Source organism: Pseudoxanthomonas kalamensis DSM 18571 (assembly GCF_010211745.1).
In the GTDB taxonomy this organism is placed as follows: domain Bacteria; phylum Pseudomonadota; class Gammaproteobacteria; order Xanthomonadales; family Xanthomonadaceae; genus Pseudoxanthomonas_A; species Pseudoxanthomonas_A kalamensis.
The window spans coordinates 173,953-194,008 of the sequence record NZ_PDWQ01000001.1; the positions used below are offsets into that span (position 1 = coordinate 173,953).

At 69.0% G+C, this 20,056-nt stretch carries 18 protein-coding genes; 14 read left to right on the plus strand and 4 right to left on the minus strand.

Going from position 1 to position 20,056, the window contains the following annotated elements:
* Positions 1-16: 16 nt before the first annotated feature.
* Positions 17-532: a peptide deformylase gene (gene def, locus CSC70_RS00810; RefSeq protein WP_162454736.1), complete on the minus strand. Its 516-nt coding sequence runs from the start codon at positions 530-532 to the stop codon at positions 17-19.
* 133 nt (positions 533-665) lie between these two features.
* Between def and CSC70_RS00815 the strand changes: the two genes are divergently transcribed.
* From CSC70_RS00815 to CSC70_RS00845, 7 genes are all read left to right on the plus strand, one after another.
* Positions 666-1,793: a LysM peptidoglycan-binding domain-containing protein gene (locus CSC70_RS00815; RefSeq protein ID WP_162454737.1), complete on the plus strand. Its 1,128-nt coding sequence runs from the start codon at positions 666-668 to the stop codon at positions 1,791-1,793.
* Positions 1,794-1,872: 79 nt separating this feature from the next.
* Positions 1,873-3,000 carry a DNA-processing protein DprA gene (dprA, locus tag CSC70_RS00820; protein ID WP_162454738.1) on the plus strand — a complete coding sequence of 376 codons (1,128 nt, stop codon included), beginning with the start codon at positions 1,873-1,875 and terminating at the stop codon, positions 2,998-3,000.
* 46 nt (positions 3,001-3,046) lie between these two features.
* Positions 3,047-3,520, plus strand: coding sequence for a DUF494 family protein (locus CSC70_RS00825; protein WP_162454739.1), 474 nt, complete (start codon positions 3,047-3,049; stop codon positions 3,518-3,520).
* Between the two features lie 75 nt (positions 3,521-3,595).
* Positions 3,596-4,027, plus strand: coding sequence for a pilin (locus CSC70_RS00830; protein ID WP_162454740.1), 432 nt, complete (start codon positions 3,596-3,598; stop codon positions 4,025-4,027).
* A gap of 56 nt (positions 4,028-4,083) precedes the next feature.
* Entirely contained in the window at positions 4,084-5,196 is a 1,113-nt protein-coding gene (locus CSC70_RS00835; protein WP_162454741.1) for an RDD family protein, read from the plus strand.
* Positions 5,193-6,110 carry an RDD family protein gene (locus tag CSC70_RS00840; protein WP_162454742.1) on the plus strand — a complete coding sequence of 306 codons (918 nt, stop codon included), beginning with the start codon at positions 5,193-5,195 and terminating at the stop codon, positions 6,108-6,110. The genes CSC70_RS00835 and CSC70_RS00840 overlap by 4 nt, the downstream gene beginning before the upstream one ends.
* A gap of 151 nt (positions 6,111-6,261) precedes the next feature.
* Positions 6,262-8,769, plus strand: a complete 2,508-nt coding sequence (locus CSC70_RS00845; RefSeq protein ID WP_162454743.1) for a DNA topoisomerase I — start codon at positions 6,262-6,264, stop codon at positions 8,767-8,769.
* Positions 8,770-8,819: 50 nt separating this feature from the next.
* On the opposite strand, the gene CSC70_RS00850 is transcribed toward CSC70_RS00845, so the two are convergent.
* Positions 8,820-10,184, minus strand: coding sequence for a glutamate--cysteine ligase (locus tag CSC70_RS00850; RefSeq protein ID WP_162454744.1), 1,365 nt, complete (start codon positions 10,182-10,184; stop codon positions 8,820-8,822).
* Positions 10,185-10,392: 208 nt separating this feature from the next.
* On the opposite strand from CSC70_RS00850, the gene CSC70_RS00855 reads away from it, so the two are divergent.
* Positions 10,393-11,109 (plus strand): VIT1/CCC1 transporter family protein, encoded by a 717-nt coding sequence (locus CSC70_RS00855; RefSeq protein ID WP_162454745.1) that lies wholly within the window; start codon positions 10,393-10,395, stop codon positions 11,107-11,109.
* 114 nt (positions 11,110-11,223) lie between these two features.
* A complete protein-coding gene (locus CSC70_RS00860) occupies positions 11,224-13,071 on the plus strand; it encodes a glycoside hydrolase family 13 protein (protein WP_162454746.1) in 1,848 nt (615 codons plus the stop codon).
* A gap of 9 nt (positions 13,072-13,080) precedes the next feature.
* Here CSC70_RS00860 and yihA read toward each other — a convergent pair whose 3' ends face one another.
* Positions 13,081-13,692 (minus strand): ribosome biogenesis GTP-binding protein YihA/YsxC, encoded by a 612-nt coding sequence (gene yihA / locus CSC70_RS00865; RefSeq protein WP_162454747.1) that lies wholly within the window; start codon positions 13,690-13,692, stop codon positions 13,081-13,083.
* 149 nt (positions 13,693-13,841) lie between these two features.
* On the opposite strand from yihA, the gene CSC70_RS00870 reads away from it, so the two are divergent.
* The 4 genes from CSC70_RS00870 (at position 13,842) to CSC70_RS00885 (ending at position 17,179) form a co-directional block, all read left to right on the plus strand.
* A complete protein-coding gene (locus CSC70_RS00870; RefSeq protein ID WP_162454748.1) occupies positions 13,842-14,654 on the plus strand; it encodes a c-type cytochrome in 813 nt (270 codons plus the stop codon).
* Positions 14,655-14,766: 112 nt separating this feature from the next.
* Positions 14,767-15,435 (plus strand): thiol:disulfide interchange protein DsbA/DsbL, encoded by a 669-nt coding sequence (locus CSC70_RS00875; RefSeq protein ID WP_162454749.1) that lies wholly within the window; start codon positions 14,767-14,769, stop codon positions 15,433-15,435.
* 76 nt (positions 15,436-15,511) lie between these two features.
* Positions 15,512-16,354, plus strand: a complete 843-nt coding sequence (locus CSC70_RS00880) for a thiol:disulfide interchange protein DsbA/DsbL (RefSeq protein WP_162454750.1) — start codon at positions 15,512-15,514, stop codon at positions 16,352-16,354.
* A 24-nt stretch (positions 16,355-16,378) separates the two neighbouring features.
* A complete protein-coding gene (locus CSC70_RS00885; protein WP_162454751.1) occupies positions 16,379-17,179 on the plus strand; it encodes an endonuclease/exonuclease/phosphatase family protein in 801 nt (266 codons plus the stop codon).
* Here the strand turns inward: CSC70_RS00885 and CSC70_RS00890 are convergent.
* Positions 17,176-17,970 carry a sulfite exporter TauE/SafE family protein gene (locus tag CSC70_RS00890; RefSeq protein WP_162455307.1) on the minus strand — a complete coding sequence of 265 codons (795 nt, stop codon included), beginning with the start codon at positions 17,968-17,970 and terminating at the stop codon, positions 17,176-17,178. The genes CSC70_RS00885 and CSC70_RS00890 overlap by 4 nt on opposite strands.
* Positions 17,971-18,056: 86 nt before the next feature.
* On the opposite strand from CSC70_RS00890, the gene CSC70_RS00895 reads away from it, so the two are divergent.
* Positions 18,057-20,000, plus strand: a complete 1,944-nt coding sequence (locus CSC70_RS00895) for a transglycosylase SLT domain-containing protein (RefSeq protein WP_162454752.1) — start codon at positions 18,057-18,059, stop codon at positions 19,998-20,000.
* Positions 20,001-20,056: the final 56 nt, after the last annotated feature.

A 20,056-nucleotide genomic window follows, 5' to 3' on the forward strand; every position in this document is an offset into this window, starting at 1 on the left:
ACTACTTTTCTGTTGCTCAGGCCGCGGCCTGCCGGCGTTGCTTGGCCAGCTTCTTGCGCACCATCTCGCGCTTCAGCGGCGACAGGTAGTCGACGAACAGCTTGCCGTCCAGGTGGTCCATCTCGTGCTGGATGCACACCGCCAGCAGGCCGTCGACATGAAGTTCCTGCGCCTGACCCTGACGGTCGAGAAAGCGCACGGTGATTTCATCGGCGCGGGTGACATCGGCGAAGATGCCCGGCACCGACAGGCAGCCCTCCTGGTAGACCTGCTCGCCGGCCTTGTCGAGGATTTCCGGGTTGATGAACACCTGCGGCCGGTTCTTCTCCTCGCTGACGTCAATCACCATGAACCGCTGGTGCACGTCCACCTGACTGGCCGCCAGACCGATGCCCGGCGCCTCGTACATGGTCTGGAACATGTCGTCCAGCCGCTGCTGGAACGCCGGTTCATGAATGTGAGTCGGCTCGACCGCCACCGCCTTGGTGCGCAGGCGCGGGTCCGGGAATTCGAGGATGGGAAGCAGGGCCATGGCAAGAATCAGGATGGGGGCGGAAGCCGAATACGGCAAGGGCTCACGAATTCTAACCCCGGCGCTTGCCCTGTGAGCCGGAATCTGCACTATAGTTAGCGACCACCTGTCGGGGAATCAGGTACATACCACCATGTTTAAACATTTTCGTACGGTTCTCGCCGCCGCCGCATTGACGGTCGCCACCGTCGCCGTGGCCGCCGAAATGACCGACGGCCACCCGGACACCTATGTGGTGAAGAAGGGCGACACCCTGTGGGACATCTCCGCCCGCTTCCTGAAGAAGCCGTGGCTGTGGCCGGAGATCTGGCAGGCCAACCCGCAAATCCAGAACCCGCACCTGATCTATCCCGGCGACGTCATCAGCCTGGCCTACCTGGACCGCGTGGCGGTGCAGCCCGGCCCGCGTGATGAAGCGCCGATCGGCGCCATTCCGCTGTCGGACATCGAGCCGTTCCTGAAGGATCGCAAGGTTGTCGACAGCTTCGAGCATCTGCCCTACGTGGTCGGTCTGGAAGACAACCGCCTGCGCTCGTCCAACGGGCAGCTGATCTACGCGCTCGGCCTCGACAGCGGCCAGCCGGGCCAGCGCTACGCCATCGTGCGCCCGACCGCGATCCACTCCCGCGGCAAGTTCAACACCGACCTGGATTTCCGCGGCGGCCATATTTCCGGCGACGACAGCGCCTGGAAGGACTACGCGGTCCCGGACGAAAGCAGCGAACTGCTCGGCTACGAACTGGCCAAGGTCGGGGTCGGCGTGTACAAGCAGGGGCCCGTCGGCGATGCCGACGCCAGCACCCTGGTGCTGGAAGACGAAGGCCTGGAAGTGCGCACCGGCGACCGCCTGGTCCCGGTCGAGGCGCAGCCCTACGACCTGCAGTTCTTCCCGCACGTCCCGCGCAGCCTGCCGGCCGACGGCCAGTTGCGCGTGCTGGCGGTGGCCGACACCTTCACCTCGGCCGGACCGCGCGACGTGATCGCCATTTCCGGCGGCAGCCGCGAAGGCATCGACAACGGCACCGTGTTCTCGGTCTGGCGCCAGGGCAGCCACGTCAAAGACAACGTGGTCCACCGCGAATCCTCGCGCATGGACGATGCCTTCAAGGATGGGACCGGTCGCGCCACGCTGCCGGACGAATACGCCGCCCATGCCATGGTCTTCCGCACCTTCGACAAGGTCAGCTATGCGCTGGTGATGGAAGGGATCAAGCCGGCGCGCGTCGGCTACGAACTGAAGCATCCCGACGCGACTTATTGACCGGCTTCGGGGTTTTCCTACCCCTGCCTGCGACGGCGCCCGAGGGCGCCGTCGTCGTTTGCGCGCTAGGCTGCGAACGATGCACGACGACGATTCCCTTGCCCTGCTCCGGCTGCTGCGAACCGGCGGCCCGATGGCGCCGCGTCGCGCACTGCTGGAGCGGCATGGCACGGTTCGCGATGCACTGGACGCCGGCCCCGGCGCATGGCGTCACGCCGGCCTCGGCGAGGCCCAGATCCGCGCCCTGCAGGAGCCCGGTGATGCGCAACTGCAGACCGCGATGGACTGGCTGGCCCGGCCTGACCACTACCTGCTGCACTACCGGCACCCGGATTACCCACCGCTGCTGCAACGCCTGCCCAGCCCGCCGCTGGCGCTGTTCGTCGATGGCGATCCGGCCGCGCTGTGGCATCCGGGCATCGCCGTGGTCGGCAGCCGTTCGCCGACCGCCGGCGGGCGCGACAACGCCCGCGATTTCGCCCGCGCGCTGGCCCGGGCCGGGATCGCCGTGATCAGCGGCATGGCGACCGGGATCGACGCGGCCGCCCACGAGGCCGCGCTGGAGACGGCCGAGGGCATCACCGTGGCGGTGCTCGGCACCGGGCCCGACCTGGCCTATCCGGCCGCGCATGCCGGCCTGCGCACGCGCATCGCCGCCCGTGGCGCCGTGATCAGCGAGCACCTGCCCGGCACCCCGGCCAAACCCGGACACTTCCCCAGCCGCAACCGGATCCTGGCCGGGCTGGCCCTGGGCACCCTGGTGATCGAGGCCAGCGAACGCTCTGGCGCCCTGATCACCGCCCGCCAGGCCACCGATTTCGGCCGCGACGTGTTCGCCGTGCCCGGCTCGATCCACAATCCGATGGCGCGCGGCTGCCACCGGCTGATCCGCGAAGGCGCCGGGCTGGTCGAAAGCGCCCACGAGGTGCTGGCCGCGGTCGCGCCGCTGGCCGACGACTTGGCGGCCGCCCTGCACCACCGCCTAACGGCCCCGGATACCCCCGGTTCAGCTTCGGCAGACGCCCCGGCAGGGCTGGACCCCGACTACCAGACCTTGTGGCAGGCCCTCGGCCACGACCCAATCCCTATGGACAAGCTGGTCGAGCGCACCGGATTGACGGCCGCCGCCCTGTCCTCCATGCTGCTGGTCATGGAACTGGACGGGCGAGTGACGGTCGAACACGGACGGTACTCGCGCAAGCGCTAGTTCCACTTCCTCCACAGTGCCGCCGGGCGGCATAGATCGAGGGGCGATGAAAGAGAGCATCCTGGACGTTCTGCTGTACCTGTTCGAACACTACTTCACCGAAGACGCCGACCCGGTCCGCGACCGCGATTCGCTCCAGAACGGCCTGATCCAGGCCGGTTTCAGCCCCGCCGAAATCAACAAGGCCTTCGACTGGCTGGACGCGCTGGCCGAACAGCGGCCGACGGCGGGCGCCGCGCGCGCGGACGGCCCGACCCGGGTCTACCACGGCCCGGAACTGGAAAAGCTGGACGTGGACTGCCGCGGCTTCCTGCTGTTCCTGGAACAGCACGGCATCCTCGACGCCGACCAGCGCGAACTGGTGCTGGACCGCGCGATGGCGCTGGACCAGGACGAACTGGACCTGGACGACCTCAAATGGGTCGTGCTGATGGTGCTGTTCAACCAGCCCGGCTCTGAGGCGGCCTACGCCTGGATGGAAACCCAGATGTTCGCCGACGAACCCGAACCGGTGCACTGAGCCCCGTCGATGTCCGCCCCGCCGCCGCTGCCTGACGGCGCATCCGTCGCCGCGACGCCTTCGCGCCCGCCGCGGATGGCAACTTGGAAGATCGTGCTGATCGTCTGCGCCGCGCTGGCGCTACCGGTGCTGGTCATCGTGGCGATCCTGGCGGCGATCGCCATTCCCGCCTATCAGGACTACACGCTGCGCGCCCGGGTGTACACCGCGGTCGCGGCGGTCGCGCCGTTGAAGACGCAGATCGTGCAGTTCGAAGACGAGCAGCAGGCCTGCCCCGGCAACGATGACGAAGGCTTCGGCGCACCGGAGAGCTACGCCGGCGATTCGGGGGCCGCTGTCCGCATCGGCGAATTCGACGGCCGCTGCGGACTGGAACTGCACCTCGACGATCCCAGTCCCCGACTCGACGGCAAGGTTCTGCGCCTCGAGCACGATGCCGAGAGCGGCGACTGGGACTGCAGTTCCGATATCGAGGTCAGATACCTGCCCGCCTCCTGCCGCGGCTAGCGCCGCGGCGCCCGGATAAGGTAACTTCCGTTCCGGAAGGAAGCTCTGGGGGATGGATGTCCATCTGGTTTTACGCCGATGCCGACCGGCAACGGCAGGGGCCGCTCGCGACCGACGAACTCAAACGTCGATTCCATGCCGGCGACATCGGCCCGGACACCCTGGTCTGGCGCGATGGCATGCTGCAATGGCGTCCGCTGGCCGATCTGATGGCGCAACTGGGAATGACGCCGCCGCCTGCGGCGGTGGAATCGCCATCGCCCCTGGCGCCCGCCGCTCCGCCGTCGCTGCCGCCGGAACCCGAGCCGGAACTGTCCACGCCTGTCGCAGACGCGCCGGCTTCGGGCCGCGCCGTCTTCGCCCTGGGCAGCGACCCGGTCGAACCGGCGCCGGCGCGCGACTACGTGCCCAGCAGCTATACCCCCGTGTCCGACAACCCCTACGCACCGGCGCGCTCGCCGCTGACCGGGCAGCTGCCAGCACGCATGGCCGCCGCGGACGAGAATGTGGTCTACGCCGGATTCTGGAAGCGGGTGGCCGCCTCGATCATCGACAGCCTGATTGTCGGCATCGCCGGCGGCCTGACCGCCGAAGCGTTGGGCGGCATCTTCGGCGACCTGTCCGGCAGCGGCGCGCTGGGGACCTATGTCGGCACGCTGCTGCTGACGCTGTGCATCAATGTCTTCTACTACGCCGGCTTCCACTCCGGCTTCGTGTACGCCACACCCGGCAAGATGGCGGTCGGCATCAAGGTCGCGCGCAGCGACGGCGAACCGATCGGCTTCCTCCGCGGGGTGGCGCGTTATTTCGCCCTGTTTCTCAGCAGCCTGATCCTGTGCATCGGCTACCTGATGGCCGCCTTCACCGCACGCAAGCAGGCCCTGCACGACATGATCTGCGACACCGTGGTCGTCGACAAATGGGCCTTCACCGGCCAGCCTGGCATGCAGCGCCGCGAACTGGGCGCGGTGACGACCGTGGTGCTGGTGCTCGGTGCATTGATGCTGGTAGCGTGGATGGTGATCGTCATGGCCATCGCGTTGCCGGCCTATCAGGATTACGTGCGCCGCGTCCGCGCGCAGCAGCACAGCCTGCAGGCCGTGCCGGCACCGGCCGGACACGTCGCTGATACCCGTCTGTTCCACATCGACACAGGAAACCTTGCATGAGCCAGTGGTATTACGCCGACCGCGACCGACAGCGCCAGGGGCCGGTGGAATCGGAGGAACTTGCGCGCCTGTTTCGTTTCGGCAGCGTCGCCCTGGACAGCCTGGTCTGGCGCGAAGGCATGCAGGAATGGCAGCCGTTGTCGGATTTCGGCAACGAGCTGCGATTGCTGGATGCGCCGGACGAAACGACCGCCGAGCCGGCCGCCGATACGCTGGATGCGATCGTTCCGGAACCCGCGGCCGTCGCGTCGCCCTACGCGCCGCCGGTGGCGGCGGTGAGTTCGGACGAGGCTTTCCACGCCGGCGGCGAAGTCGTGTACGCGGGCTTCTGGAAACGGGTGGCGGCGTATCTGATCGACGGTTTCATCGTCAACATCGCCGCGCAGATCGTGCAGATGGTGTTGATGCTGGTGTTCTTCGGCCTCAACGCCAGCGCGATGTCCGGCGACCCTTCGGGCATGTTCAACAGCGTCGGCGGCATCCTGTTCATCCTGGCCGCCTACCTGGTGCCGCTGCTGATCGGCGCCGGCTACTACGCCGCTTTCCACGCCTCGTCCAAGCAGGCCACGCTGGGCAAGATGGCGGTCGGGATCAAGGTCGTGCGCAGCGACGGCCACCGGATCACCCTGCTGCGCGGCATCGCCCGCTTCTTCGGCCTGATCCTGAGCGGCCTGATCGTCGGCATCGGCTTCCTGATGGCCGCCTTCACCGGCCGCAAGCAGGCCCTGCACGACATGATCTGTGACACCCTGGTGGTGGACAAGTGGGCCTACACCGCCCATCCGGAGTGGCAACGGCGCGAACTGGGCACGGTCACCATCGTCATCCTGGCGATCTTCGGCGTGCTGATCCTGTTGATGCTGGCCTTCTTCGGCATGATGATGGGAGTGCTGTTCGCCAACCTACCGAGCTGACCCCGGCCCGGGGCCCGGCTTGACAGCCCGGCCCCGACCGTGATTCCACTATATATAGTGTCTTGCCGAGCGCCCGGGATTCCGTCCCGGGCGTCCTTGTCTCCCTAACTGCCTCGTCGCGGCCCCGGCCGCGCCCGGAACCGCCCCGCCCATGGCCAAGAACCTCCTCATCGTCGAATCGCCCGCCAAGGCCAAGACGATCAACAAGTACCTCGGCAAGGACTTCCAGGTCCTGGCCTCGTACGGCCATGTCCGCGACCTGGTGCCCAAGGAAGGCGCGGTCGACCCGGACCACGGCTTCGCCATGCGCTACGACCTGATCGACAAGAACGAGAAGCACGTCGAGGCCATCGCCAAGGCCGCCAAGGCCGCCGAAGGCATCTTCCTGGCGACCGACCCGGACCGCGAAGGCGAGGCGATCAGCTGGCATATCGCCGAGATCCTGAAGGAGCGCGGCCTGCTGGACGACAAGACCCTGCAGCGGGTGGTGTTCACCGAGATCACGCCGCGCGCGATCCGCGAGGCGATGTCGCAGCCGCGGCAGATCTCCGAGCCGATGGTCGATGCCCAGCAGGCGCGCCGCGCGCTGGACTACCTGGTCGGCTTCAACCTGTCGCCGGTGCTGTGGCGCAAGGTGCAGCGCGGGCTGTCGGCCGGGCGCGTGCAGTCGCCGGCGCTGCGGATGATCGTCGAGCGCGAGGAGGAGATCGAGGCTTTCGTCGCCCGCGAGTACTGGAGCATCGAGGCCGAGTGCGCGCATCCCTCGCAGGCGTTCACCGCCAAGCTGACCCGGCTGGACGGCAGGAAGTTCGAGCAGTTCACCATCACCGACGGCGATACCGCCGAAGATGCGCGCTCGCGGATTGCCGCTGCTGCGCAAGGCGCGCTGCACGTCACCGACGTGGCCAGCAAGGAGCGCAAGCGCCGCCCGGCGCCGCCGTTCACCACTTCCACCCTGCAGCAGGAAGCCTCGCGCAAGCTCGGCTTCACCACCTCGCGCACGATGCGGGTGGCGCAGAAGCTGTACGAAGGCGTGGCCCTGGGCGACGAAGGCACCGTCGGCCTGATCAGCTACATGCGTACCGACTCGGTGAACCTGTCGCAGGAGGCGCTGTCGGAGATCCGCGACGTCATCGCCCGCGACTTCGGCACCGAATCGCTGCCGGACAAGCCCAACTTCTACCAGACCAAGTCGAAGAACGCGCAGGAGGCGCACGAGGCCGTGCGTCCGACCAGCGCGCTGCGCACGCCGGCGCAGGTGGCCACGTACCTGGACGACGACGGCCGCCGCCTGTACGAGCTGATCTGGAAGCGCGCCGTGGCCTGCCAGATGGTGCCGGCCATCCTGAACACCGTCTCGGTCGACCTGGCCGCCGGCAGCGAGCACGGCTTCCGCGCCAGCGGCACCACCGTGGTGTTCCCCGGCTTCCTGGCCGTGTACGAGGAAGGCAAGGACCAGAAGTCGGCCGAGGACGACGACGAAGGCCGCAAGCTGCCGGCGATGAAGCTGGGCGATCGTGTGCCGCTGGACCGCATCCACGCCGACCAGCACTTCACCGAGCCGCCGCCGCGCTACTCCGAAGCCAGCCTGGTCAAGGCGCTGGAGGAATACGGCATCGGCCGGCCGTCCACCTACGCTTCGATCATCCAGACCCTGCAGTACCGCAAGTACGTGGAACTGGAGAACCGCCGTTTCCGACCGACCGACGTTGGCCGCGCGGTGTCCAAGTTCCTCAGCAGCCACTTCACCCGCTACGTCGACTACGACTTCACCGCCAGGCTCGAGGACGAGCTGGACGCGGTCAGCCGCGGCGAGGAGGAATGGGTGCCGCTGATGGAGAAGTTCTGGGGCCCGTTCAAGGATCTGGTCGCGGAGAAGTCCGAATCGGTCGACCGCAGCGAAGCCACCGGCGCGCGCGAACTGGGTACCGACCCCAAGTCCGGCAAGCCGGTCAGCGTGCGCCTGGGCCGCTACGGGCCGTATGCGCAGATCGGCACCGTCGAGGACGAGGAAAAGCCGACCTTCGCCAGCCTGCGCCCCGGCCAGTCGATGCACACCATCTCGCTGGAAGATGCGCTGGACCTGTTCCGCCTGCCGCGCAAGCTGGGGCTGAGCAACGACGAGGAAGTCAGCGTCGGCATCGGCCGCTTCGGCCCGTTCGCCAAGCGCGGCAGCACCTACGCCTCGCTGAAGAAGGAAGACGACCCCTACACCATCGATCTGGCCCGCGCGGTGTTCCTGATCGAGGAGAAGGAAGAAATCGCCCGCAACCGCATCATCAAGGAATTCGACGGCAGCGACATCCAGGTGCTGAACGGCCGCTTCGGCCCGTACATCAGCGACGGCAAGCTCAACGGCAAGATTCCCAAGGATCGTGAGCCGGCCTCACTGACCCTGGAAGAGGTGCAGAAACTGCTGGAGGAAACCGGCAAACCGGCGCGCCGCGGTTTCGGCAAGAAGGCCCCGGCCAAGAAGGCTCCCGCGGCGAAGAAGGCGCCGGCGAAGAAAGCCGCCACGAAGAAAGCACCGGCCAAGAAGGCCGCCAAGAAGACCGTCACCAAAAAAACCGTCGCCCCCGCCGAGGAACCGGCCAAGTCGCTGCTGACCCCGGCCGCGACCACGCCGGGCAAGAAGCGAGTGATCAAGAAGGCCGACTGAGCCGGCGACGAAATTGATAGCCGCCTCCCCGCCGTGCGGCGGTCGTCGCCTCAGTAGGCGAACTGGCGGAATACCGGGTCGATGTCGCCGTTCCACTCGCCGTGGAACAGCTCCAGCTTGCGTTCGGCCGGGGTCTGCCCGGCTTCGGCAATCTCCAGCAACGGATCGAGGAAGGCGGTCTCGTCGGCGCCGTTGCCGTTGAGGCGGGCGCGGCGGCGCAGGCCGGCAATTGAAATCTTCAGCGCCTCGCGCGCCAGTTCGCGCACGCTGGCGCCGCGGAACGGCAGCTTCAGGGCGTGTTGCGGCACGCCGTCGCGCAACGCATGGCGCTCGGCCAGACTGAAATCCTTGACCAGGTCCCAGGCCGCGTCCAGCGCCGCATCGTCGTACAGCAGGCCGACCCAGAACGCCGGCAGCGCGCAGATCCGGCTCCACGGGCCGGAGTCGGCACCGCGCATCTCCAGGAACTTCTTCAGCCGCACTTCCGGAAACGCCGTGGTCAGGTGGTCGGACCAGTCGCGCAGGGTCGGCAGCGCGCCCGGCAGGACCGGCAGGCGGCCGTCGAGGAAATCGCGGAAGCTCTGTCCACTGGCGTCGTGGTAGATGCCATCGCGGTAGCTGAAGTACATCGGCACGTCGAGCATGTAGTCGACGTAACGCTCGTAGCCGAAGCCGTCCTCGAACACGAAGTCCAGCATGCCGGTGCGGTCGGCGTCGGTGTCGGTCCAGATGTGCGAGCGGTAGCTCAGGTAACCGTTCGGCCGGCCTTCGGTGAACGGCGAATCGGCGAACAGCGCCGTGGCTACCGGCTGCAACGCCAGCGAGACGCGGAACTTCTTCACCATGTCCGCTTCGTCGGCGTAGTCCAGGTTGACCTGCACGGTGCAGGTGCGGGTCATCATGTCCACGCCCAGCGAACCGACCCTGGGCATATAGTCGCGCATGATCCGGTAACGGCCCTTGGGCATCCACGGCATGTCCTGACGCCGCCACTTGGGCTGGAAACCCATGCCCAGGAAGCCCAGCCGCAGTTCGTCGGCGACCTGGCGCACCTCGTTGAGGTGGCTGCCGACCTCGACACAGGTCTGGTGGACGCTCTCCAGCGCCGCGCCGGACAGTTCCAGCTGGCCGGCCGGCTCCAGGGTGACCGAGGCGCCGTCCTTGAGCAGGGCGATCACCCGGCCGTTTTCCTCCTGCGCCTCCCAACCGAACCGGGTCAGGCCTTTCAGCAGCGCCTCGATCCCGCGCTCGCCGTCGAATTCGGGCGGCCGCAGGTCGTCCAGGCGGAAGCCGAACTTCTCGTGCTCGGTGCCGATGCGCCAGTCCGCGCGCGGCTTTTCGCCGGCCTGCAGGTAGGCGGCCAGTTGCGCGCGGTCGGTGATCGGCAGGTCGGCGGCGGTGCTGGCGCTGGACAAGGCGGGCTCGGACGGGTGGTGAGGTGCGATGGCGAGCTGCGGCTGACCGCATCGCCGGGCGGCACTATAGCCTGCCCGGCGGGCCGTCCGCGCCCGGGTCGGCGGTTTCCAGCGTTCCATGCATGAGCACGGCATGGCATGAGCACGACATGGGCACGAACGCGTCTCATCTCTGCGACGGCCATCGGCATTGGCTAGGCTGTCCGCCATGCCGCGCACCCGACCACCTTCGCCCAGCCGCCATCCGGAACGGCACCGCACGCAACGCGCCGGCTGGCTGCGCGCCGGCGTGCTCGGCGCCAACGACGGCATCGTCTCGATCGCCGGCCTGGTGGTCGGCGTGGCCAACAGCGGCGCCGGTCCGGAGACGATCCTGGCCTCCGGGGTCGCGGGGCTGGTCGCCGGCGCCATGTCGATGGCCGCGGGCGAATACGTCTCGGTGCAGTCGCAGGCCGATACCGAAGCGGCCGACCTGGCGACCGAGAAGCGCGAGCTGGAAGAAGAGCCCGGCAGCGAGCTGGACGAACTGACCCAGATCTACGTGCAACGCGGCCTGCAGCCTGCGCTGGCCGCGCAGGTGGCCGAACAGCTGACCGCGCGCGACGCGCTGGCCGCGCACGCGCGCGACGAGCTCGGCATCACCGAAACCCTGCGTGCGCGGCCGTTGCAGGCGGCGCTGGCCTCGGCCGCCGCCTTCACCGTCGGCGCGCTGCTGCCGATCGCCGTGGCCGTGCTGGCCCCGGACGACCGGGTGGCGTCGATCACCACGGTCGCCACCGTGCTCGGCCTGCTGTTGTCCGGCGGGATGGCCGCACGGATCGGCGGCGCCCCGGTCGTGCGCGGCGCGCTGCGGGTCGCGTTCTGGGGCGCGCTGGCGATGGCGGCCGCCGCCGCCATCGGCCGCCTGTTCGATGTGACGGTCTGACGCGCGCAGGGTTTGCTGCGGCACCGCACATACGAATTCAACCTGTCGCAGCGTTGTCGCCGGTGAACCGCGCTTGTAGCCTGCGCGGCACCCCATCGACCCGGAGCTGCTGCCGTGCGACTGGCGACGATCCTGTGCTTGCTGCTGCTGGTTGCGCTCCTGCCGGGGACGCACGCGGCCACCCGCATCGACCGCATCGAACCGGCCAACTGGTGGGTCGGCATGAAGCACCACCGGATCGAACTGATGGTGCATGGCAACGCGATTTCGGCGCTGACACCGCGGTTGCGGCACCGGGGCGTGCGCATCGTCGAGGTGCAGACGACGGAAAATCCGAACTACCTGTTTGTCACCGTCGAGATCGCCGCCGATACCGCGCCCGGCGAGTTCGACATCGAACTCCTCGACGACGGCGATGTCGTCACGGCCCATCCGTGGCGCCTGGATGCGCGCGACCCCGCCCCGCCGCGCGGCTTCGGCGGCAACGATGCGGTCTATCTGATCACCCCGGACCGCTTCGCCAACGCCGACCCCGGCAACGACAGCATCGACGGCATGCGGGAAGCGGCGAACCGCGCCGACTCCAACGGCCGCCACGGCGGCGACATTGCCGGCATCCGCAGCCACCTGGACTATATCGCCGCGATGGGATTCACCCGGATCTGGCCGACGCCGCTGCTGGAAAACGACCAGCCCGCCTATTCCTACCACGGTTACGCCATCACCGACCTGTACCGGATCGACCCGCGTTTCGGCAGCAACGCCGACTATCGTGCGCTGGCGCACGAGGCGCGCGAACGCGGCATCGGCCTGATCCTGGACGTGGTGCTGAACCACATCGGCTCGCAGCACTGGTGGATGCGCGACCTGCCAAGCCAGGACTGGATCAACAACGGCGGCCGGTTTGCGCCCACCAACAATCGCCGCACCACCATCCAGGACCCGCATGCCGCGGCCGCAGACCGCGCGCGTTTCGTCGAGGGCTGGTTTTCCGAATCGATGCCCGACCTCAACCAGCGCAACCCGCATCTGGCGACCTACCTGATCCAGAACACGCTGTGGTGGATCGAATACGCCGGCCTGGCCGGGATTCGCGAGGACACCTTCGGCTATGCCGACACCGACTTCCTCGGCGCCTGGGCGCAGGCGGTGATGAACGAATACCCGGAGTTGTCGATGGTCGGCGAGGAGTGGAGCCCCAATCCGGCGATCGTCGCCCACTGGCAGCGCGGCAAGCTCAATCCCGACGGCCACGTGCCGCACATGACCGGGATGATCGACTTCCCCACCCAGCTGGCGTTGCGCGATGCGCTGCTGCACCCGCAAGGCTGGGACGATGGCTGGACGCCGCTGTACGAGATGCTGGGCAACGACTTCCTGTACCCCGATCCGGATCGCCTGATGGTGTTCGTCGAAAACCACGACAGCCCGCGGTTGCTGGCGCATCTGGACGGCGACCTCCGCCTGTGGAAGCTGGCGATGGCCTGGCTGGCCACGGCGCGCGGGACACCGCAGTTCTACTACGGCTCGGAAGTGCTGTTGCGCGGTCCGCGTGAACGCAACGATGGCCTGTTGCGCGCCGACATGCCCGGCGGCTGGGCCGGCGACGGCGCCGACGCCTTCAGCGGACGCGGGCTGTCGCCGGAACAGCGCGATGCGCAGGACTACGTGCGCAGGCTGTTCCAGTGGCGCAAGCGCGCGCCGGTGCTGGAAAACGGCCGGCTGACCCACTACGCGCCGCAGGACGGGGTGTACGTGTACTTCCGCCACGACGACCACCACCGCACGGTGTTCGTCGCCTTGAACCGGAACCCCGGCACGGCAACACTGGCGCTGGACCGCTTCGCCGATTTCGTGAAGCCGGGCGACCGCGGCACCGACGTGTTGGCAGGCAAAGCCGTCGAACTGGGCGGTACGTTGCGGATCGCGGGCAAGAGTGCCGCGATCATCGAACTGGACTGAAGTCCGGGCTCAGAGCAGGGCCAGCCAGCCCATCACCACCGCCCGCGCCTCCTCGACTCCCTGCTTCGACGCCGCCGAGAACGTCTGCACGCTCACGCCGTCGCCATACGCTTCGGCCAGCGCCTTGCGCACCGCCTGCAGCGCCTGCGCCTGCTGGCCGCGGCCCAGCTTGTCGGCCTTGGTCAGCAGCGCGTGCGCCGGCAGGCCGCGCTGCACGGCATAGCCCAGCATCTGCCGGTCGTAGTCCTTCAGCGGGTGGCGGATGTCCATCACCACCACCAGCCCGCGGAGGGCATGGCGGCTGGCGAAGTACTGGTCGATGAACTGCTGCCAGTGCGCCTGCAGCTCCAGCGGCACCTTGGCGTAGCCGTAGCCGGGCAGGTCGACCAAGTGCTGGTCGGGCCGGACCTGGAAAAACACCAGTTGCTGGGTGCGGCCGGGGGTCTTGGACACCCGCGCCAGCGCGTTGTGGCCAGTCAAGGCGTTGAGCGCGCTGGACTTTCCGGCATTGGAGCGGCCGGCGAAAGCGACCTCGGCGCCGGCGTCGGCCGGCAGCTGCGTGCGGGTATGCGCCGACAGCAGGTAACGCGCGGCATTGAGCGGATTGGACGGGTTCGACATGCCGCTAGGATGGCACGAGCGGGGGCCTCGCACCCGTCACGGCCGCGGCCGATGGGCGCGAGAATTGACCATTCCGGTCCGGCATGACGATAATTCGGGGGTTTCCAGCCGTCGTCGGACGGCGTTTCCTGTGTTCACGGAGCTCTAGCATGCGCCACGCTCGCGTTTTGGGATTTGCCGGACTGGCCGCTGCGGCCGTGGCGGTGGTGGCTTACGCCCAGACCACGGTGGCGCCGCTGCCGGAAGAAAACCCGGTCGAAACCGTGCCGCTGGAATCGGTCGGCAGCGAACTCGACCTCAGCCAGACCGTCTGGGGCGACGCCCAGGCCGGGCAGGGCAAGGCGTCGGTCTGCGCCGCCTGCCATGCCGCCGACGGCAATTCCATCGTGCCCATGTACCCGCGCCTGGCCGGCCAGAGCGAGCGCTACATCGCCCACCAGATGGCGCTGATCGCCAGCGGCCAGCGCAACAGCGGCGCGGTCGTGGCGATGGTGCCGTTCGTGCAGGGCCTGACCGCGCAGGACATGCGCGACATCGGCGCCTATTTCGCCACCCAGACGGGCGGCGCCGGCCTGGCCGACGACGGCGTGGTCGCCGACGGCCCCTACGCCGGCATGAAGTTCTACGAGATCGGCCAGCAGCTGTACCGCTCCGGCGACGCCAGCCGCGAAATCCCGGCCTGCATGGCCTGCCACGGTCCGACCGGCGCCGGCAATCCGGGCCCGGCCTATCCGCGACTCGGCGGCCAGCATCAGGAGTATCTGGTCACCCGCCTGCAGGAATACCGCACCGGCACCACCACGCAGACCGATCCGGCGCTGTTCAACATCATGGCCCAGGTCGCCCATTCGCTGACCGACCAGGAAATCCAGGCGCTGTCCAGCTACCTGCAGGGCCTGCACGACCGCGCCGACGACGCTGCCGGCGGCGGCAGCGAGACGGTCGCCGCCGCCGCGCACTGACCGCCCGGCCGCCTTTGCGGCCGGCATGGCAGGCTGCGTTCATCCCCCCGGCACGATCATGTCCGGACGCGGCCGCCGGGTCGCCCGCCCCGTTCGCCGTCACCGAGAGCCGATGAAGCCCCTGATCCGCGTCCTGCTTCCGTTGCTGCTGTGCCTGTCCCTGCTGCCCGCCGCCGCACTGGCCGAGCCACCGGCGATCCCCGGTTTGCAGGAAGGCGTCGATTACCGGTTGATCGAAGGCGGCAAGCCGTTCGCGCCGCAGGCCGGCAAGATCGAGGTGGCCGAGGTCTTTGGCTACACCTGCATCCACTGCTACCACTTCGAACCGATCCTGCAGGCATGGAAGCGCCAGCTGCCGAAGGACGTGCAGGTGGTACCGGTGCCGGCCGCGTTCGGCGGCTACTGGATCCCGTACGCACGCGCCTTCTATGCCGCGCGCCGGCTCGGCGTGCAGCAGAGCACCCATCAGGCGGTGTTCGACGCCCTGCACCTGAACCATTCGCTGCCGATCCAGAACGCCTCGGCCGACGAGATCGCCAGCTTCTACGCCAGCCAGGGCGTGGGCCGCGCGCGCTTCATGGCTGCGCTGCGCGGGCCGGAGGTCGACGCCGACCTCGAGCGCGCGCGCGACTGGGCCATGCAGGCGCAGGTGACCGCCACCCCCAGCCTGATCGTCAATGGCAAGTACCTGGTGATCGGCGGAAACAGTTTCGACGACCTGCTGAAGACCGCCGAGGCGCTGGTCGCCCATGAGCGGCAAGCCCTGCGCAAGGGCCGCTGAACGGCCATCACGACATTGAAAATCCCTCGCCAGCGGGCATAGTGTCCGCCTGCAACCCGATTCCGGAGTCCCGCCGATGAAACTGCGTCACCTCCTGCCCCTGCTGGCCGTGCTGGCCCTGTCCGCCTGCAGCAAGCAAGAGCCGGTCGCCACCCCGGCCGTCGAGCCCGCCGCCGTCGAACAGGCCCCGGCCGCCGTCGAACCAGCCACCACAGCCGAAGCAGACGTCCCCGAGGCCGCGGACAGCGCGCAGGACACCGAAGCCACCACCGTCGAGGCCGAGACCGCCGAGACCGCCGCGCCGACCGCACCACCGCCGCCCGCCGCGCCGTACACCGGTCCGGCGCTGGTGCCCGGTACCGATTACCTGGAGATCCCCGGCGGCCAGCCGCTGGACCCGCTGGCCGGCAAAGTCGAGGTCGTCGAGGTGTTCGGTTACGTTTGCCCGGCCTGCAACGCCTTCCAGCCACTGGTGTCGCACTGGAAGACCACCCTACCTGGCGACGTGCGCTTCACCTATGTGCCGGCGCCGTTCGGCGGCACCTGGGACGACTACGCGCGCGCCTTCTATGCTGCGCAGATCATGGGCGTGCAGGAAAAGACCCACGACGCGCTGTACCGCGCCATCCATACCGAGCGCACGCTGAAAGGCGAGCGCGGCCGCGATTCGGTCGAGGACATCGCCGCCTTCTACGCCCGCCACGGCGTCGACGCCAAGCAGTTCCAGAGCACCATGGACAGCTTCGCCATCGCCGGCAGGATCAGCAAGGCCAAGCAGTTCACGACCCGCAACCAGGTCACCGGCACGCCGAGCATCGTCATCAACGGCAAGTACATCCCCAAGGGCCAGAGCTGGGAGCAGGTGCTGCACAACGCCGATGCGCTGATCGCGATGGAACGCGCCGGCGGCGTGCGCTGATCCGGACCCCCGATCACCCCCCACATGACTGCCTCCGCGGACATCCGCCGGCTGCGCCTGCTCAGCGCCAACATCCAGGCCGGCTCCAGCACCCGCCGCTACAGCGACTACGTGACCCGCAGCTGGTCGCACGCGCTGCCGGCGGGCAACAAGCGCAGTAGTCTGGATACGATCGCCGAACTGGCCAGCGGCCACGACATCGTCGGCCTGCAGGAGGCCGATCCCGGCAGCCTGCGCTCGGGCTTCACCAACCAGACCCACTACCTGGCTGAACGCGCCGGTTTCGGCTACTGGAGCCACCAGCCCAACCGCAACGTGGCCAAGGTCGCCGGCAGCGCCAACGGCCTGCTGAGCCGGCTGGAGCCGGTGGAGGTGGCCGACCATTCCCTGCCCGGCCGCATCGCCGGGCGCGGCGTGCTGCTCGGCCGCTTCGGCGAGGGCGACGACGGCCTGGTGGTCGCGGTAGCGCATCTGTCGCTGGGCGCGCAATCGCGGCGCTCGCAGCTGTCGTTCCTGGCCGAACTGCTGTCCGGCTACCGCCATGTCGCGCTGATGGGCGACTTCAACTGCACCTGCGACCGCCCGGAGATGGAACTGCTGTACGCGCGCACCCGGCTGGCGCCGCCGGCGCACCGGGTACCGACCTTCCCCAGCTGGCGGCCGCAGCGGGCCATCGACCACATCCTGGTCAGCCCCGAACTCAACGGCGTCGCGCCGCGGGCGATGCCGGCGGCCAATTCCGACCATCTGGCGCTGGCGCTGGACATCGAAGTCCCGGCCAGCGCCCTGCAGATTCCCGGCGACGCCGGCCGCAGCGCCGCCTAGTAGCCGCCCAGCGCCACGCTCAGACCGACCAGCAGCAGGAAGGCGGCGAAGATCCGCTTCAGCGACTGCCCGCTGATCCGGTGCGCCAGCCGCGCGCCCCACGGCGCGGCCAACACCGAGGCCACCGCCACCCCGATCGCCGCCGGCAGGTACACGTAACCGACGGCGTACTGCGGCAGCGCCCCGGCCGGCGCATGCAGGGCGTAACCCAGCGCACTGCCCAGGCCGATCGCCACCCCGCAGGCGCTGGAAGTGCCGACCGCACGCACCGGCGCCACCCCGCGCCAGACCAGCAGCGGCACGGTCATGCTGCCGCCGCCGATGCCGACCACCGCCGACAGCGCGCCGATGCCGACACCGGCGCCGCTCATCGGCCACCCGGTCGGTGGCGGCACCGCGGTCGCGGCGACGCCGTCGCGGCGTCCGCCGCGCAGCATCTGCCACGCCGCCAGCAGGCAATACCCGGCCACGATCCAGCGCAGCGCCGCATCGTCCACTTTCACCGCCAGCCCGCTGCCCAGCCAGCCGCCCAACAGCAGCCCCGGCACCATCCATGCCACCGTCGGCCACATCACGCTGCCGCGGCGATGGTGCGAAAACGCCGACGATGCCGCAGTCAGCACGATGCTGGCCAGCGAACTGGCCAGCGCGGCGTGCATGGCCGCGTCCTTCGGCACCCCGAACTGCGGCAGCAGCCATACCAGCGCCGCGACCAGCACCAGGCCGCCGCCGATCCCCAGCAAACCCGCCAGCAGGCCGGCGACCACACCCAGCAGCGGAAACACCCACATCGATTCCAAACGTTTCTCCTTCGCGATGCTCCACCGCCGGCGCGGATGCACCACCGATTCAGAGCGCGTCCCGTACCATGCGGCGCATGAAGGGTTTCGATTCTCTCATTCTTGCCGCAGTGCTGTGGCTGCCGGCATTGCCGCCGCTGCACGCGCAGGATCTGGACGCGGGCCGGCCACAGATCGAAAACGCGCTGCGCGCCGCCGAACGCGGCGACTACCGGGCGCAGGATTTCCCGGCCGTGGCCAGCCATCCTCTCAACGGCTGGGTCGAGTTCGCCGACCTCTCGCGCAACGTCAACACGCTGTCACGCGCACGCGGCGAGGCATTCCTGAAGCGCTACGCCGGCCAGGCCGTGGCCGAACGCTTCCGCGATCACTGGCTGGCCGCGCTGGCGCGGCGACAGGAATGGCCGGCCTTCCTGGCCGCCTGGCAGCCGAACGACGATGCCGGCCTGCGCTGCGCCTGGCTGAACGCGCGCCAGGCCACCGGCCATCTCGACGACGCCTGGACCGCCGACGCGCAGGCGGTCTGGACCAGCAGCGGCAAGTCGCTGCCCAATGCCTGCGATCCGGTGTTCGCTCTGCTGGCCAGCCGCGGCGGATTGGGCCCGGAGCTGCGCTGGCAACGCATCGACCTGGCCGCCGAGGCCGGGCAGACCGGGGTGATGCGCCACATCGCCCGCGACCTGCGCAGCGCCGACGAAGCGCTGGCCAACGATTACGCCGCCTTCATCGACGCCCCGCACGCCCGCGCACTGGACTGGCCGAAGACCGAACGCAGTCGGCAGATGGCGATGTACGGCCTGATGCGGCAGGGCCGACGCGACCCCGACCTGGCCGAACGCCAGCTGCCGGCCTACGCCAACGCGCTGGACATGAGCGCCGCCCAGCGCGGCCAGGTGCAGTACCAGATCGCGCTGTGGACAGTGGCCTCGTACCTGCCCGATTCGGCGCGGCGGCTGGACGAGGTCCCCGACGCCGCCTACGACGAGCGCCTGCACGAATGGCAGGTGCGCGAAGCGATGGCACGCGGCGACTGGCGCAACGCCCTGCGCGCGCTGCGGCGGATGCCAGCCGCGCAGCGCGACGATTCGCGCTGGCGCTATTTCGAAGCGCGGTTGGCCGAGAAGACCGGCGAAGCCGCCGAGGCCCGGCGACTGTACGCGCTGGCGGCGCGCGCATCGACCTTCCACGGCTTCCTCGCCGCCGACACGCTCGGCCTGCCCTACGCGCTGTGCCCGTGGGAACCGGACGACACCGCCGCCGCCAAGGCCGCCATCGCCCGCGACCCGGCCATCGTGCGCGCGATGGAGCTGTGGAAGCTTGAACGCAGCGGCTGGGCAGTGCAGGAGTGGAAATCGGCGATGGCCCGCTTCGACGACACCCAGCGCCGGCTGGCGGTGGAAGTGGCGCAGGACAACGCCTGGTTCGATCGCGCAGTGTTCTACCTCGGCCAGAACCCGGACGAATATCGCCTGTATTCGCTGCGCTTCCCGCTGCACCACGACGCCGCAATCCGCCGCGAAGCCGCCCGCCATGCGCTGGACCCGGCCTGGGTCGCGGCCGAGATCCGCGCCGAGAGCGTGTTCAATTCGCGCGCGCGCTCGCCGGCCGACGCGCGCGGGCTGATGCAGGTGCTGCCGTCCACCGGCGCGGCCACCGCGAAGAAGCTGGGCCGGGCCTGGGGCGGCGCGGGCAGCCTGTACGACGCCGATACCAACATCGCCCTCGGTACTGCCTATCTGCGCGAAGTGCTGGACAAGTACGGCCTGCCCTACGTTGCCATCGGCGCCTACAACGCCGGACCGACGCCGACCGCGCGCTGGCTGTCGCAGCGTCCGAACTACGACGCCGATTTCTGGATCGAAACGGTCAGCTACAAGGAAACCCGCGAATACATCGCCCGCGTGCTGGCCTTCAGCGTGATCTACGACTGGCGGCTCAACGGCGACGCCCTGCCGCTGAGCGAACGCATGCAGGGCCGCATCGACGCCCCGCGCAAGGCCTTTGCCTGCCCCAGCGCGTAGTCGATGTTCTTCTTCCCCCACCTGCGGGGGAAGGTGCCAAAGGCGGATGGGGGCGA

Excerpts from the sequence above, each read along its gene's own strand:
- def (WP_162454736.1), bottom strand. The coding sequence starts at position 532 with ATGGCCCTGCTTCCCATCCTCGAATTCCCGGACCCGCGCCTGCGCACC.
- CSC70_RS00815 (WP_162454737.1), top strand. The coding sequence starts at position 666 with ATGTTTAAACATTTTCGTACGGTTCTCGCCGCCGCCGCATTGACGGTC.
- dprA (WP_162454738.1), top strand. The coding sequence starts at position 1,873 with ATGCACGACGACGATTCCCTTGCCCTGCTCCGGCTGCTGCGAACCGGC.
- CSC70_RS00825 (WP_162454739.1), top strand. The coding sequence starts at position 3,047 with ATGAAAGAGAGCATCCTGGACGTTCTGCTGTACCTGTTCGAACACTAC.
- CSC70_RS00830 (WP_162454740.1), top strand. The coding sequence starts at position 3,596 with ATGGCAACTTGGAAGATCGTGCTGATCGTCTGCGCCGCGCTGGCGCTA.
- CSC70_RS00835 (WP_162454741.1), top strand. The coding sequence starts at position 4,084 with ATGTCCATCTGGTTTTACGCCGATGCCGACCGGCAACGGCAGGGGCCG.
- CSC70_RS00840 (WP_162454742.1), top strand. The coding sequence starts at position 5,193 with ATGAGCCAGTGGTATTACGCCGACCGCGACCGACAGCGCCAGGGGCCG.
- CSC70_RS00845 (WP_162454743.1), top strand. The coding sequence starts at position 6,262 with ATGGCCAAGAACCTCCTCATCGTCGAATCGCCCGCCAAGGCCAAGACG.
- CSC70_RS00855 (WP_162454745.1), top strand. The coding sequence starts at position 10,393 with ATGCCGCGCACCCGACCACCTTCGCCCAGCCGCCATCCGGAACGGCAC.
- yihA (WP_162454747.1), bottom strand. The coding sequence starts at position 13,692 with ATGTCGAACCCGTCCAATCCGCTCAATGCCGCGCGTTACCTGCTGTCG.
- CSC70_RS00870 (WP_162454748.1), top strand. The coding sequence starts at position 13,842 with ATGCGCCACGCTCGCGTTTTGGGATTTGCCGGACTGGCCGCTGCGGCC.
- CSC70_RS00875 (WP_162454749.1), top strand. The coding sequence starts at position 14,767 with ATGAAGCCCCTGATCCGCGTCCTGCTTCCGTTGCTGCTGTGCCTGTCC.
- CSC70_RS00880 (WP_162454750.1), top strand. The coding sequence starts at position 15,512 with ATGAAACTGCGTCACCTCCTGCCCCTGCTGGCCGTGCTGGCCCTGTCC.
- CSC70_RS00885 (WP_162454751.1), top strand. The coding sequence starts at position 16,379 with ATGACTGCCTCCGCGGACATCCGCCGGCTGCGCCTGCTCAGCGCCAAC.
- CSC70_RS00890 (WP_162455307.1), bottom strand. The coding sequence starts at position 17,970 with ATGTGGGTGTTTCCGCTGCTGGGTGTGGTCGCCGGCCTGCTGGCGGGT.
- CSC70_RS00895 (WP_162454752.1), top strand. The coding sequence starts at position 18,057 with ATGAAGGGTTTCGATTCTCTCATTCTTGCCGCAGTGCTGTGGCTGCCG.